General features: G+C 73.4%; 12 protein-coding genes and 2 pseudogenes. 10 read left to right on the plus strand and 4 right to left on the minus strand.

The annotated features are described in order from the left end of the window. The first annotated feature begins 3 nt into the window (after positions 1-3). The 5 genes from ACIQ1J_RS17070 to ACIQ1J_RS17090 all read left to right on the plus strand — a co-directional run bounded on the left by ACIQ1J_RS17070 (position 4) and on the right by ACIQ1J_RS17090 (position 4,307). The gene (locus ACIQ1J_RS17070) at positions 4-1,287 is read left to right on the plus strand and encodes an ABC transporter substrate-binding protein (RefSeq protein WP_403557469.1); all 1,284 of its coding nucleotides are present in this window, start codon (positions 4-6) and stop codon (positions 1,285-1,287) included. Then, entirely contained in the window at positions 1,284-2,231 is a 948-nt protein-coding gene (locus ACIQ1J_RS17075) for a carbohydrate ABC transporter permease (protein WP_210959377.1), read from the plus strand. Before ACIQ1J_RS17070 ends, ACIQ1J_RS17075 begins: the two co-directional genes overlap by 4 nt. Then, positions 2,228-3,088 (plus strand): carbohydrate ABC transporter permease, encoded by an 861-nt coding sequence (locus ACIQ1J_RS17080; protein ID WP_403557470.1) that lies wholly within the window; start codon positions 2,228-2,230, stop codon positions 3,086-3,088. The genes ACIQ1J_RS17075 and ACIQ1J_RS17080 overlap by 4 nt, the downstream gene beginning before the upstream one ends. Positions 3,089-3,093: 5 nt before the next feature. After that, a complete protein-coding gene (locus ACIQ1J_RS17085; RefSeq protein WP_403557471.1) occupies positions 3,094-3,687 on the plus strand; it encodes a hypothetical protein in 594 nt (197 codons plus the stop codon). A gap of 167 nt (positions 3,688-3,854) precedes the next feature. Beyond that, entirely contained in the window at positions 3,855-4,307 is a 453-nt protein-coding gene (locus ACIQ1J_RS17090; protein WP_210959373.1) for a phospholipase, read from the plus strand. A gap of 19 nt (positions 4,308-4,326) precedes the next feature. Here the strand turns inward: ACIQ1J_RS17090 and ACIQ1J_RS17095 are convergent, their stop codons facing one another. Then, positions 4,327-5,010 carry a phosphatase PAP2 family protein gene (locus tag ACIQ1J_RS17095; protein WP_403557472.1) on the minus strand — a complete coding sequence of 228 codons (684 nt, stop codon included), beginning with the start codon at positions 5,008-5,010 and terminating at the stop codon, positions 4,327-4,329. A 369-nt stretch (positions 5,011-5,379) separates the two neighbouring features. Then, a pseudogene (locus ACIQ1J_RS17100) lies at positions 5,380-7,058 on the minus strand (heavy metal translocating P-type ATPase); the annotation flags it as partial. Here ACIQ1J_RS17100 and ACIQ1J_RS17105 point away from each other — a divergent pair. Continuing rightward, a pseudogene (locus ACIQ1J_RS17105) lies at positions 7,055-7,426 on the plus strand (hypothetical protein); the annotation flags it as partial. The pseudogenes ACIQ1J_RS17100 and ACIQ1J_RS17105 sit on opposite strands and share 4 nt — an antisense overlap. 40 nt (positions 7,427-7,466) lie before the next feature. Here the strand turns inward: ACIQ1J_RS17105 and ACIQ1J_RS17110 are convergent. After that, positions 7,467-8,246: a DeoR/GlpR family DNA-binding transcription regulator gene (locus tag ACIQ1J_RS17110; RefSeq protein ID WP_210959367.1), complete on the minus strand. Its 780-nt coding sequence runs from the start codon at positions 8,244-8,246 to the stop codon at positions 7,467-7,469. Between the two features lie 140 nt (positions 8,247-8,386). Between ACIQ1J_RS17110 and ACIQ1J_RS17115 the strand changes: the two genes are divergently transcribed. Further along, positions 8,387-9,268: an SIS domain-containing protein gene (locus ACIQ1J_RS17115; RefSeq protein ID WP_403557473.1), complete on the plus strand. Its 882-nt coding sequence runs from the start codon at positions 8,387-8,389 to the stop codon at positions 9,266-9,268. A 99-nt stretch (positions 9,269-9,367) separates the two neighbouring features. After that, positions 9,368-10,228, plus strand: coding sequence for a ketose-bisphosphate aldolase (locus ACIQ1J_RS17120; protein ID WP_403557474.1), 861 nt, complete (start codon positions 9,368-9,370; stop codon positions 10,226-10,228). Between the two features lie 143 nt (positions 10,229-10,371). Here ACIQ1J_RS17120 and ACIQ1J_RS17125 read toward each other — a convergent pair whose 3' ends face one another. After that, complete coding sequence (locus ACIQ1J_RS17125) at positions 10,372-11,505, minus strand: methyltransferase (RefSeq protein ID WP_403557618.1); 1,134 nt, start codon at positions 11,503-11,505, stop codon at positions 10,372-10,374. A gap of 97 nt (positions 11,506-11,602) precedes the next feature. Here ACIQ1J_RS17125 and ACIQ1J_RS17130 point away from each other — a divergent pair, with 97 nt between their 5' ends. Beyond that, positions 11,603-12,298 (plus strand): alpha-ketoglutarate-dependent dioxygenase AlkB family protein, encoded by a 696-nt coding sequence (locus ACIQ1J_RS17130; protein ID WP_403557475.1) that lies wholly within the window; start codon positions 11,603-11,605, stop codon positions 12,296-12,298. Then, positions 12,295-13,533: an ROK family protein gene (locus ACIQ1J_RS17135; protein WP_403557476.1), complete on the plus strand. Its 1,239-nt coding sequence runs from the start codon at positions 12,295-12,297 to the stop codon at positions 13,531-13,533. Before ACIQ1J_RS17130 ends, ACIQ1J_RS17135 begins: the two co-directional genes overlap by 4 nt. The last annotated feature ends 9 nt before the right edge of the window (positions 13,534-13,542 follow it).

Genomic DNA, 13,542 nt, shown 5'->3' on the forward strand with positions numbered 1-13,542 from the left:
GGCATGCCCGGACACCGGACGAGAGGATTCCGCCTGTCGGCCGCGGCGCTCGCACTGTGCGCGCTGCTGGCCGGCTGCGGGGGCTCGGGAGAGTCCGCCGACGGCGGCAAGGTCGTGCTGCGCTACACGTGGTGGGGCAACCCCGACCGCGCGGAACGCACCGAGCGGGCCGTCGCCCTGTTCGAGGAACGACACCCGCACATCCGGGTGCGGACGTCGTTCTCCGGCTACGACGCCTACAAGCAGAAGCTCGCCACCCAGGCCGCCGGCGGCGACGCCCCCGACGTGATGCAGCTCGACTACCGCCAGATCGACCAGTACGCCTCCGGCGGAGTCCTGCTCGACCTCGCGGGGCGGCGGGACACTCTGCGCACCTCCGGCATCGAGGAAGGTCTGCTCGCCACCGGCCGGGTGGACGGCGCCCAGTACGCGATACCGCAGGGCCGCGGCACCGAGACGCTCGTGTACGACGTCGCCGCGTGGAAGGCGTCCGGCGTGCCGCTGCCGCGCGAGGGCTGGACCTGGAGCGAGTGGGCCGACGCCGTGCGGGCACTGGCCGAGAGCACCGGCAGACCCGGTGCGGGCGACCCCGGCCAGAGCGAGGACGCCTTCGAGGTCTGGCTGCGCGGCCAGGGCAAGTCCCTCTACACCGAGGACGGCGGTCTGGGCTTCACGGCCGACGACCTGACCCGCTGGTGGACCTTCACCGACATCCTGCGGCGCGAGGGCGCCGTCTCGCCCGCCGAACAGACCACCCAGCTCGACGGCGCCGTCGAGAACACCCCGCTCGGACGCGGCAAGGCCGTCTCCGACTTCAACTGGGACGCCCCGGCCAGCGGTTACACCGCGCTCGTGGAGAGCGGCATCGCGCTGGCCCCGATGCCCTCCGGCGCGGACGGCACACCCGGCCAGTACTTCAAGCCCTCGATGTTCCTCGGCGTCTCCGCCAACACCCCGCACGCAGCGGAGGCGGCCCGGCTCGTCGACTTCCTGATCAACGACCCCGGGGCGGGGGACATCCTCGGAGCCACCCGCGGCATCCCGGTCAACGAGACCGTCCGCGCGCGGACCGGGCCGCATCTGACCGGCTTCGACCGGGCGGTCGCCGACTTCCAGGACTCCCTGGAGGGCTCGCTGGGAGACCCGCCGCAGGCCCCGCCGGCGGGGGACAACGCCCTGCAGACCACCTTCGCGCGCGACTACGACCAGGTCTCCTACGAACGCATGTCGCCGCGCGAGGCGGCGGAGAACTACCTCACCGAGGCGAAGGCGGAGCTGAGGTCATGACCACCACCGACGTCCCCGCGGCCACCACCCGCCGGGCCCGAGCCGCCGGCACCGCCCCCGAGCGCCGCCCCAGGCGCCGGCGCGAGGGCGCCGCCTGGGTGTTCCTCTCACCCTGGGTGCTCGGCGCGATCGTCCTCACGCTGCTGCCCATGGCGGTCTCCCTGTACCTGTCCTTCACCGACTACAACCTCTTCGACCCGCCCCGCTGGGTGGGTCTGCGCAACTACACGCGGATGTTCACCGAGGACCCGCGCTACTGGCGCTCGGTCCGCACGACTCTGCTCTACGTCGCCCTCGCCGTGCCGCTGCAACTCGCGCTCGCCCTCCTCGTCGCCCTGGCGCTGAAGTCCGTCAGGCGCGGCAAGGGCTTCTACCGCTCCGCCTTCTACGCGCCCTCGCTGCTGGGTGCCTCGATGTCCATCGCCCTGGTCTGGCGGGCGATCTTCAACGACGGCGGCACGGTGGACAACCTGCTCGGCACCGGCGGCTGGGTGAACCGGCCGGGCTGGTCGCTGCTGGCCGTGGCCCTGCTGACGGTGTGGCAGTTCGGCGCCCCGATGGTCATCTTCCTCGCCGGCCTCCAGCAGATCCCCGCCGAGCTGTACGAGGCGGCGGCCGTGGACGGCGCCGGGAAGTGGCGGCAGTTCGTGTCCGTCACGCTCCCGATGCTGTCCCCGGTGCTCTTCTTCAACCTCGTACTCCAGACCATCCAGTCCTTCCAGGTCTTCACCCCCGCCTTCGCCGTCAGCGCGGGCAAGGGCGGACCCGCCGACTCCACCCTCGTCTACACCCTCTACCTCTACGACCGCGGCTTCGTCGCCTCCCACATGGGCTACGCCTCCGCCATGGCCTGGGTGCTGCTGCTCGCCATCGGCGCCGTCACGGCGGTGCTGTTCCGCACTTCGCGCACCTGGGTCTTCTACGCCTCCGAGGGGGACCGATGACCTCGCTCACCGTCGCCGGCAAGGCCGTCCAGTGGCGCCGCGTCGCGCTGCACGCCGGCTGCCTGGCCGCACTGCTGGTCATGCTGTACCCGCTGGCCTGGCTGCTCGCCACCTCGTTCAAGCCCGCAGACGAGGTCATCGCGAGCCTCGACCTGCTGCCCGGCAGCCTGGAGTGGTCCAACTACGCCACCGCCCTGGAGGGCGTGAACGACGTGTCGGTGTGGCGGCTGCTCGGCAACTCACTGCTGATCGCGGGCGGCGCCGTCCTCGGCAACGTCCTCAGCTGCTCGCTCGCCGCGTACGCCTTCGCACGACTCAGGTTCCGCTTCCGCGGCCCGCTGTTCGCCTTCATGATCGCGACGATCATGCTGCCGCACCACGCGGTGCTGATCCCGCAGTACATCATCTTCAACCAACTCGGCCTGGTGAACACCTACTGGCCGCTGATCCTGCCCAAGTTCCTCGCCACGGAGGCGTTCTTCGTCTTCCTCATCGTGCAGTTCATGCGCGGTCTGCCTCGCGAGCTGGAGGAGGCGGCCCGCATCGACGGCTGCGGCCCCTTCCGGAGCTTCTTCAGCGTCGTCCTGCCGCTGACCCGCCCGGCCCTCATCACCACGGCCATCTTCACCTTCATCTGGACCTGGAACGACTTCTTCACCCAGCTCATCTACCTGTTCGATCCGGACAAGTTCACGCTCACCCTCGCCCTGCGGTCGTTCGTGGACGCCTCCAGCACCTCGGCCTTCGGCCCGATGTTCGCCATGTCGGTGATCGCGCTGCTGCCGATCGTGCTGTTCTTCCTGGCCTTCCAGCGGTTTCTGGTGCAGGGCATGGCCAGCTCCGGACTGAAGGGGTGAACGGCGTGAGCGGCACACGCACCCGCGAGCCGGGCGATGTCTTCGGCCCGCGCACGACCCTGTTCGCCGACGTACTGAGCGTCGGCCTCGCCACCGCCGTGGCCTGTCTGCCCGTGCTGACCGCGCCCGCCGCGCTGTCGACGGCCTGCGCGGTCCTGCGGGGCGCGGGGGAGGACCGGCCCGCCACCGCCGGACGCTACTTCGCGCTGCTGCGGCGACGGACGCGGGCCGGTGACCTGGCGGCGGGCGCCGTCGCCCTGGCCGGGCTGCTGCTGTTCGCCGCCGACCTGGCGCTGGCCGGCGCCGGACTGCCGGGGGCACGGCTCTTCGCGGTACTGGCCGCCGTGATCGGCGTGTCCGCCGCGCTGGTGGGACTGCGCGCCTGCGCCCGCCCCGAGTCGCTCACCCACTGGCCGGCCGCCGTGCGCGCCGCCGCCGGGGACGCCGTACGGGATACGGGCGGCAGCGGCCTGGTGCTGCTCGCGGCGGTTACGGCGGCCCTGTGCGCCTGGATGCTGCTGCCGCTGGCGTTCCTGGCCCCGGGACCGCTGGCGTTGGCGCTCACGGCCGTGGACGTGCGGCGCGCACAGGGGAGTTGAGCGGCAGGGGGCCGGGGCGGCGGACGTTCACGTCCCGATCTCCCGCCGGGCGGAAGAGTTAATGGGCCATTAGGACGACGGATGTGTGAAGGGATGGTCGAGATGCGCATCATCTTGACATGAACCTGCGGCCCGACGGGCGGGTCGCAGCCTCATGGAGGTGTGGAATGCACCGCAGACTCGCCACCGGACTCACCACCTCGGCCCTGGCCGTGACCGCCGTCCTCGGCGCCGCCGCGACCGCCGAAGCCGCTCCCGCCGACAAACCGCGGGTACTCGCGAGCTGGACCCAGACCAGCGCGTCGAGCTACAACGCCTGGACCGCTGCGCGGGCGAACCAGTCCGCCTGGGCCGCCTACGGGTTCGACTGGACCACCGACTACTGCTCCTCCTCGCCGGACAACCCGTTCGGCTTCCCGTTCAGCACCTCCTGCGCACGCCACGACTTCGGCTACCGCAACTACAAGGACGCCGGTTCTTTCAGCGCCAACAAGTCCCGCCTCGACAGCGCCTTCTACGAGGACCTCAAGCGGGTCTGCGCCCGCTACGGCGGTGCCACCAAGACCGCCTGCAACAGCACGGCGTGGACGTACTACCAGGCCGTGAGGGCCTTCGGCTGACGGCCCGCTCGGCGGCCCCCTACCCGGGCGCGCAGGACGACACCGGCGCCGCCGAGCAGACCGGACGCACGCCCGGTACCGGAGTGGCCGCCGCTGCCGCGAGGGCGGCGGCCGCACTGGCGATGCCCAGGACGGCGCCCGCGGCCACGTCGCCGGGATAGTGCACGCCGACGTGGACCCGGGAGTAGCCGACGGCGCTCGCCAGCGCGCCGAGCGGAACGGCGGCCGCGGGGAGGACCACGCCGACCGCCGTGGCGAACGCCACCGCCGAGGCCGTGTGACCGGACGGGAACGACGCCGACGCGGGCATCGGCACCTGCCGGTCCACCGTGACCCGCGCCGCCTCCCGGTCGGGCCGCGCCCTGCGCACCAGCCGCTTGCCCAGCACGTTCGCGGAGGCCGAGGCCACGGCGACCGCCCCCACCCCGACGAGGGCCGCCCGGCGCGGCCGCGCGCCGCTCAGGGCGAGCACGGCGGCGATCCCGAGCGAGACCTTCGAGTGGTCGGCGGCGTGGGACAGCCGGCGCAGCGCCCGGTCGAGTGTGGGCGTGGACGTGGCGGCCACCGCCGCGTACAGGGCGCCGTCCACGGCACGGAGATCACCGAGTACTGCGGTCAGGGCCCGCCTGCGCGGACGCGCCGGGCCCGGATCCGGCGCGAGCGGTCCGCTGGCGTCCCCGTCGGCGTTGGTAGGTTCGGTCATGGGCTCCTGCTCCGCGGGGCGATGAGGCCGGGTGACGCGCGGGGCGCCGGGCACGCCGTGAGCCCGTCGGCGCACCGCGCGTGATCCGTCGCCGCACCAGCCTGGACCGCCTCCGGGCACACCGCGCGCCGGCGGGGCCCGTCCGGGGGACGGCGCGGACGTCCCCGGCCACTCGTGCGGGTGCCTCACGGCCACTCGTCCGAAGGGCGCCGCCGGGCCGTCTTGTCCGCGAGGGTGTGACAGTGAGCCGTCGGGCACGCGCGTGAGCCGCCGGCCGGCCCATGAGGGGATCGGTCGGCGACTCGGCGACTCGGCGACTCGGCGGCTCGGCGGCTCGGCGGCTCGGCGGCTCGGCAGCGTCGCGGTGAGTCAGCCCGCGGCGCGGAAGGACCGCAGGCGCAGGGAGTTGCCGACGACGAAGACCGAGGAGAAGGCCATGGCCGCGCCGGCGATCACCGGGTTGAGCAGTCCGGCCGCGGCGAGCGGCAGGGCGGCGATGTTGTAGGCGAAGGCCCAGAACAGGTTGGACTTGATGGTGCCCAGCGTCTTGCGGGCCAGCCGGATGGCGTCGGCGGCGGCGCGCAGGTCGCCGCGGACGAGGGTGAGGTCGCCGGCCTCGATGGCGGCGTCGGTGCCGGTGCCCATGGCCAGTCCCAGGTCGGCCTGGGCGAGCGCCGCGGCGTCGTTGACGCCGTCACCGACCATCGTCACCGACCATCGCCACCGAACGGCCTTCGCCCTGGAGGCGCTTGACGACGTCGGCCTTGTCCTCGGGCATGACCTCGGCGATGACGTGCTCGGGATCGATGCCGACCGCGCGGGCGACGGAGGCGGCCACGGCCCGGTTGTCACCGGTCAGCAGCACCGGAGTCAGACCCAGGGCGCGCAGCCGGACGATCGCCTCGGGGCTCGTCTCCTTCACCGCGTCGGCGACCTCCAGGACCGCCCGCGCCTCGCCGTCCCAGGCGACGGCGATCGCGGTCCGGCCGGCCGTCTCCGCCTCGGCCTTGGCCCGGGCCAGGTCCTCCGGAAGGGTCATGGCCCACTCGGCGAGCAGCTGCTCCCGGCCGACGAGGACGGCATGGCCGTCGACGATGCCCTGCACGCCGAGCCCCGGGACGCCTGCGAAGCCCTCGAGGGCGGGCAGCGCGCCCAGCTTCTCCAGGGCCCCCGTGCGCGACGGCCCGGGTGATCGGGTGCTCCGACGCGTGCTCCAACGCACCGGCCAGCCGCAGCACTTCGGCCTCCCGCGTGCCGTCGCCGGTGTGAACGGCGAGCAGGGTCATGCGGCCGGTGGTGACGGTGCCGGTCTTGTCCAGGACGACGGTGTCGACCTTGCGGGTGGACTCCAGGACCTCGGGGCCCTTGATCAGGATGCCGAGCTGGGCGCCGCGCCCGGTGCCGACCATCAGCGCGGTCGGGGTGGCGAGGCCCAGGGCGCAGGGGCAGGCGATGATCAGTACGGCGACGGCGGCCGTGAACGCGGCGGTCGGCCCGGAGCCGTTGCCGACCCAGAAACCGAGGGTGGCCAGCGCCAGCGCGATGACGACCGGGACGAAGACCCCGGAGATGCGGTCGGCGAGCCGCTGCGCCTGGGCCTTGCCGTTCTGCGCGTCCTCGACCAGCTTCGCCATCCGGGCCGGCTGTGTGTCCGCGCCGACCCGCGTCGCCTCGACCACCAGACGGCCGCCCGCGTTCAGGGTGGCGCCGGTGACCGGGTCGCCCACGCCGACCTCGACGGGCACCGACTCGCCGGTGAGCATGGAGGCGTCGACCGCGGAGGTGCCTTCCGTGACGGTGCCGTCGGTGGCGATCTTCTCGCCCGGGCGGACCAGGAAGCGGTCCCCCACCGCCAACTCCGCCGTGGGAAGCGTCCGTTCACTGCCGCCCGGGTCCAGTACGGTGACGTCCTTGGCGCCCAGTTCCAGCAGGGCCTTCAGCGCGGCGCCGGCCCTGCGCTTGGAGCGGGCCTCGAAGTAGCGGCCGGCGAGGATGAAGGCGGTCACTCCGGCGGCGGCCTCCAGATAGATGTTCCCGGCGCCGTGCCCTGCGCCCCGGCAAGGCGAGTGAGCTGAAGCTGGAGGTCTCCCGGGACGGGGCGCCCGTCAACGACCTCCAGCCCTACCTCGGTGCCTACGGCCACCTGGTCGCCCTGCGCTCGGGCGACCTCGCCCACCTCCACGTCCACCCGAACGGCGAACCCGGCGACGGCACCACGAAGCCCGGTCCGGAGATATCCTTCACGGCCGCCGCGCCCAGCGACGGCACCTACCGTCTCTTCCTGGACTTCCAGCACCAGGGCAAGGTTCGCACCGCTGCGTTCACCGTACGGGCCGGATCGGCACCCGCGGCGCAGGACTCGGCTCCGACGGCTCCGGCGGTACCGACCGAGCACACCGACGGCCACGGGCGCTGACGGCCGCGGACGGCGACCGTGGCCGTGGCCGTGGTCCGCCCTAGGCCGTGACGACCCGAACCCCCGCCTCCTCGAACTGCCGTACCAGGTCCGGGTCGGCCGCACCGTCCGTGACCAGCGTGTCCACCGACTCGGCCGCGCAGATCCGGGCGAACGCCCGCCTGCCCAGCTTGCTGGAGTCGGCGGCCACCACCACACGCTCGGCGCGCTCGCACAGCAGCCGGTTGATCGCGGCCTCCGCCTCGTCGTGGGCCGCGGCGCCGTGCGCGACGTCGAAGGCGACGACGCCCAGCACCGCCACGTCGAGGGTCACCTGACCCAGCACCCCGTCAGCGAGGGGCCCGATCAGCTCGTACGACTGCGCCCGGGCAACGCCGCCGGTCACCACGATCTTGAACTGCGGCCGGACGGCCAGCTCGTTCGCGATGTTGAGCGCGTTGGTGACCACGGTCAGCGCGGGGGTGCCGGAGGCCAGGTCGGCGCGCACGGCCAGGGCGCGCGCCACCTCGGTGGTGGTCGTGCCCCCGGTCAGTCCGACCGCCTCGCCGGGTGCCACCAGGGCGGCGACCGCCTGCGCGACGCGCTGCTTCTCCGAGGCCCGGCGGGCCGTCTTGTAGCGCAACGGCAGTTCGTACGAGACCCCGTGGACGACCGCGCCACCGCGCGTGCGCACCAGCATCTGCTGCTCGGCGAGCCGGTCGAAGTCACGGCGGATCGTCGCGGCCGAGACCTCCAGCTCGGTCGCCGCCTCCTCGACGTCCAGCCGGCCGCGCTCGACGAGCAGCTCCAGCAGCGCCTTCCAGCGGGCGTCGCGCGACATCCGCGCCTCCGTTCCTCGATCTCCCGCCGACCCTAGCGCACCGTGCTCTTCTCAGATTGCTTGATTGTGCTCGAAAGCTAGCTATATCTTGCAGGAACAATCAGAGTGCAGGAGTAATGGAGCGATCGGGGAGTGTGCGCATGACGTATGTCGAGGACGAGCTCAACAGCCAGCCCGAGTGCTGGACGCGCGCCGCCGCGCAGGCGGCACGGCACACGGCGGCGCTTCCGGCGCCGGGGGAGCGGGTGGCGATCGTCGGATGCGGCACCTCGTACTTCATGGCCCAGTCGGCGGCGGCGCTGCGTGAGGGCGCGGGCCAGGGCGAGACGGACGCGTTCGCCGCCTCCGAGTTCCCGCGTGGCCGGGCGTACGACCGTGTCGTCGCCCTCACCCGTTCCGGCACCACCACCGAAGTACTGGAACTGCTCACGGAATTGAAGGGCCGCGCCCGCACCGTCGCGCTCACCGCCGACCCGGAGACTCCGGTCATGGCGGCCGCCGACGACGTGGTGGTCCTCGACTTCGCCGACGAACGGTCGGTCGTGCAGACCCGGTTCGCGACGACCGCCCTCACCCTGCTCCGCGCCCACCTGGGCCTGCACACGGAGGCCGTCGTCGCCGACGCGCGCACCGCGCTCGCGGCCGAACTGCCCGAAGGGCTCGTCGAGTGCAACCAGTTCACCTTCCTGGGCCGGGGCTGGACCGTCGGACTGGCCAACGAGGCGGGCCTGAAGATGCGTGAGGCCTCCCTGTCCTGGACCGAGGCATACCCGGCCATGGAGTACCGACACGGCCCCATCAGCATCAGCACCGACTCCACGGCGACCTGGATGTTCGGCGAGGCCCCGGAGGGACTGGCCGACCAGGTCCGCGACACCGGCGCCCTGTGGGTGCCCGGAGGCCTCGACCCGCTCGCCGAACTGGTCCGCGCCCAGCGCCTCGCCGTCGCCGTCGCCGCCGCCCGCGGCCTCGACCCGGACCGGCCCCGCCATCTCACCCGCTCGGTGATCCTCGCCCCCTGACGCCCGCCTATGGGCGCCCTCCTCCTGACCCCGCCCCGACACCGACCCCCGACACCGACCCCCGACACCCGCGCTCCGACGTGCGGGAAGGGAGAGACCGTGCCCCTCGCCACCACCGGCGACCTGGTCGGCCGCGCCGCGCCCGGGCGCTCCGCCGTAGCCGCCTTCAACGTCATCACCCTGGAACACATCGAGGCAGTCGTCGCGGGCGCCGAGTCCGTGCACATGCCAGTCGTCCTCCAGGTCAGCGAGAACGCCGTGAAGTACCGATACGGCCGCCTGCTGCCGCTGGCCCGTGCGGCCGTCGCCGCCGCCGAGGGCGCCGCCGTGCCCGTCGCCCTGCACCTCGACCATGTCCAGAACGACAGCCTGCTGCGCCAGGCCCCGGACGCCGGGTTCAGTTCGGTGATGTACGACGCCTCCCGGCTGCCGTACGCGGAGAACCTCGCGGCGACCCGGGCCGCCGCCGACTGGGCGCACGCCCAGGGCCTCTGGATCGAGGCGGAACTGGGCGAGGTGGGCGGCAAGAACGGCGCACCGCCGCTCGACGCCCACGCGCCCGGAGCCCGAACCGACCCCGCCGAGGCACGCGCCTACGTCGCCGACTCCGGCGTGGACGCCCTGGCCGTCGCCGTCGGCAGCTCCCACGCCATGACCACACGCACCGCCGCCCTCGACCACGACCTGCTCAAGGAACTGTCGGGCGCGCTGGACGTGCCGCTCGTCCTGCACGGCTCCTCCGGAGTCCCGGACGGCGAACTCGCCGCGGCGGTCGCGGGCGGCATCTCCAAGGTCAACGTCGGCACCGCGCTCAACATCGCCATGACCGGCGCGATCAGGGAGTACCTCGCCGCCCGCCCCGAAGCGGTCGACTCGCGCGGCTACCTCACGGTGGGAAGGCAAGCCATGGCGCGGACGGTGGCGACGATCATCCAGGTGGTCGCCCGGACCACTCCCTGACCGTCACTGGACCACTGCCTGACCGTCACTGGGCCACTGCCTGACCGTCACTGGGCCACTGCCTGACCGTCACTGGGCCACTGCCTGACCGTCACTGGGCCACTGCCTGACCGTCAACGGACCAGTCCCTGACCGTCAACGGACTACTTCCTGACGGCCTTCAGCACCACGAACTTCCGGTCGCTCGCCACCAGGTGGCTGTTGCCGAACAGGCGCCGCAGCTTCACGTGGTAGCCCAGGTGCCGGTTGCCGACCACCCACAGTTCGCCGCCGGGGCGCAGCACCCGCCGCGCCCCGGTGAACATCCGCCACGCCGTGGCGTCGGTCGTCGCCTGGTGGGAGTGGAAGGGCGGGTTGTTGAGCACCAGGTCAACGCTGTCGTCCGGCACCCCGGCCAGCCCGTCACCGACCCGGAACTCGGCCTGTCCCGCCGCCCCGTTCGCCTGGTACGTCGCCTCCGCCGAGGCCACGGCCTGGAAGGACTCGTCGGTGAACAGCACCTCCGCCGCCGGGTCGGCCAGCGCCACCGCCGTACCGACCACACCGTTGCCACAGCCGAGGTCCACCACCCGGCGGGCGCCGCCGGCGTCCGGCAGGTGCTGAAGGAAGAACCGGGTGCCGATGTCGAGCCGGTCGGCACAGAAGACACCGGCGTGGTTGACCACGGGCCGGCCCGACGGCGGCCCGACGCCGTCGGGGAGCCGGTAGGTGAGGGGCCAGGGATTGGCGGGCCGCTTCAGCGAGGGGTCGGGCGTGGCGAAGATGAGCCGTGCCTTCTTCTCGGCCAGCGAAGTCCGGGTCGGTCCGACGATGCGCTCGAACAGCCTCAGCGTCGAGGTGTGGATCTCCTTGACCATCCCGGTGCCGACGACGACCGAGCCCTCGTGCAGGGCGGGCGCCAGCCGCAGCAACTGGTCCTCCAGCAGCGCCAGACTCTTCGGCACCCGCACCAGCAGCACGTCGACACGGTTTGGCGGCGGGTCCTGCGTGGTCAGCAGGCGCACGGAACCCGGCTCGACGCCGGCCCGCTCCAGGTTGGCACGCGTCGCCTCCCGCGTGAGGTACGAGTCGGTGATCTGCACCGGCCGGTGCGCCGCCAGCGCCGTCACGAGCGCTCCCCAGCGGTCGCCGAGGACCACGACCGTGCCGGACAGCGGCACGTCCTGCTCCGCGAGGTGCCCGAGCAGATACTCGTCGGAGGCGTCCCAGGCCCGGAGCCGGTCGCGCGGGTCCTCGGGGAAGCGGGCCGGCACATGCCCGCCCCATGGAGTCGTCATACGGTCGCTGCGGTCGTTCATCGTGCGTCCAGGCTAGCCGAGCCGCAGCTCAGGCCGTGCCGGGCGGAGTGAAGGGGGCTGCGGGCAGGATGGGGGCATGGACGCCGAGCTGTTCCCCAGGGCCTTCACCGAGATCGCGCCCGGCGCCGTCCACGTGCCGGACTGGCTGGACACCGGGCGGCAGCGTGAGCTGCTGCACGCCTGCCGCGGGTGGGCCCGCCCACCGGCCGGACTGCGCACGGTCCGCACTCCCGGCGGCGGCACCATGACCGCGAGGCAGGTCTGCCTCGGGTGGCACTGGTACCCGTACGGCTACGCCCGCACCGTCGTCGACGGCGACGGCGCGCCGGTGAGGCCCTTCCCGGCATGGCTCGCGGACCTGGCCCGCCGGGCGGTGACCGACGCGCTCGGCACCGACGCGGTGGCGGAGACGCCGTACGACATCGCACTGATCAACTTCTACGACTCCGAGGCCCGGATGGGCATGCACCGCGACGCCGACGAGAAGTCCGACGCGCCCGTGGTGTCCCTGAGCCTCGGTGACACCTGCGTCTTCCGCTTCGGCAATCCCGCAACCCGCGCCCGCCCCTACACCGACGTCGAGCTGCGCAGCGGCGACCTGTTCGTCTTCGGCGGACCGTCCCGGCTCTCCCACCACGGGGTGCCCCGGGTGCACGCGGGCACCGCACCGCCCGAGTTGGGGCTCACCGGACGGCTGAACATCACGCTGAGGGTCAGCGGCCTCCAGCTAGGCCCCCCGGCCCCGCGGATCATGGGAGACTCCCCCTCATGAGCGGCAAGGCGGACCCCCGGACGGCGGGGGAAGGGACCACCTCGAGGACGCGGCTGGACCGGGGGCGCGGTGCGCTCGGACCCGCGTTGGAGCTCGTGCACACCGGACGCGCCCCCACCAGGGCCGTCCTCACCGCGGAGCTCGGCGTGACCCGGGCCACGGCCGGCGCGGTCGCCGCCGAACTGGAGGCGCTCGGCCTGATCCGCGTGGACGCCCGGCCCGGCGCCGCGGCCGGTTCGCAGGGCCGCCCCTCGCACCGCCTCGCGGTCTGCGAGGACGGGCCCGTCGCGCTGGCCGCCCAGGTCCACGCCGACGGATTCCGTGCCGCCCTGGTCGGCCTCGGCGGCCGTATCGTCGCCACCGCGCCCGGCTGCGAGGTCGTCGACGCCGATCCGGCGAAGGTGCTCGGCTCCGTCGTCGAGGCGGGCGCGGAACTCCTCCGGGAGACCGGGCGCCGCTGCGTCGGCGCGGGACTCGCCGTACCGTCCGCCGTGGCGGAACCGGAGGGCCTGGCGCTGAACCCGCTCCACCTGGCCTGGCCCGCGGGCGCGCCCGTGCGGCGGATCTTCGCGGAGCAGGTGCGCGCCGCCGGTGTCGAAGGGCCCGCGTTCGCCGCGAACGACGTCAACCTCGCAGCCCTCGCCGAGCACCGCCACGGGGCCGGGCGCGGAGCCCGGGACCTGCTGTGCGTGGCCACCGGCCACCGCGGGGTCGGCGGCGCCCTGGTTCTCGACGGCCGGCTGCACATGGGCAGTTCGGGTCTCGCCCTGGAGGTCGGCCATCTCACGGTCAACCCCGAGGGCCGGCCCTGCCACTGCGGCGGCCACGGCTGCCTGGACGTGGAGACCGACCCGCTGGCCTTCCTCACCGCGGCCGGCCGCGAACCCGGACCCGAGGTGTCCCTGCTCCAGCGGTCCATCGACCTGATCCGCGGCCACCACACCGACCCGGCCGTCCGCGCCGCGATCCAGACCCTCATCGACCGGCTGGGCCTGGGCCTCGCCGGCCTGGTCAACATCCTCAACCCGGACCGCATCATCCTCGGCGGACTCCACCGCGCGCTCCTGGACGCCGACCCCGAGCGCCTGCGCGCGGTCGTCGCCGACCGCAGCCTGTGGGGCCAGAGCGGAGGCGTGCCGATCCTGCCGTGCAGCCTGGACCACAACAGCCTGGTCGGCGCGGCCGAGTTGGCCTGGCAGCCGGTCCTGGACGACCCGCTGGGGGCGTTGGCCTGAGTGAGGCCC

Origin of the sequence: Streptomyces sp. NPDC097107, from assembly GCF_044762405.1 — a bacterium.
Taxonomy (GTDB): Bacteria; Actinomycetota; Actinomycetes; order Streptomycetales; family Streptomycetaceae; genus Streptomyces; species Streptomyces thinghirensis.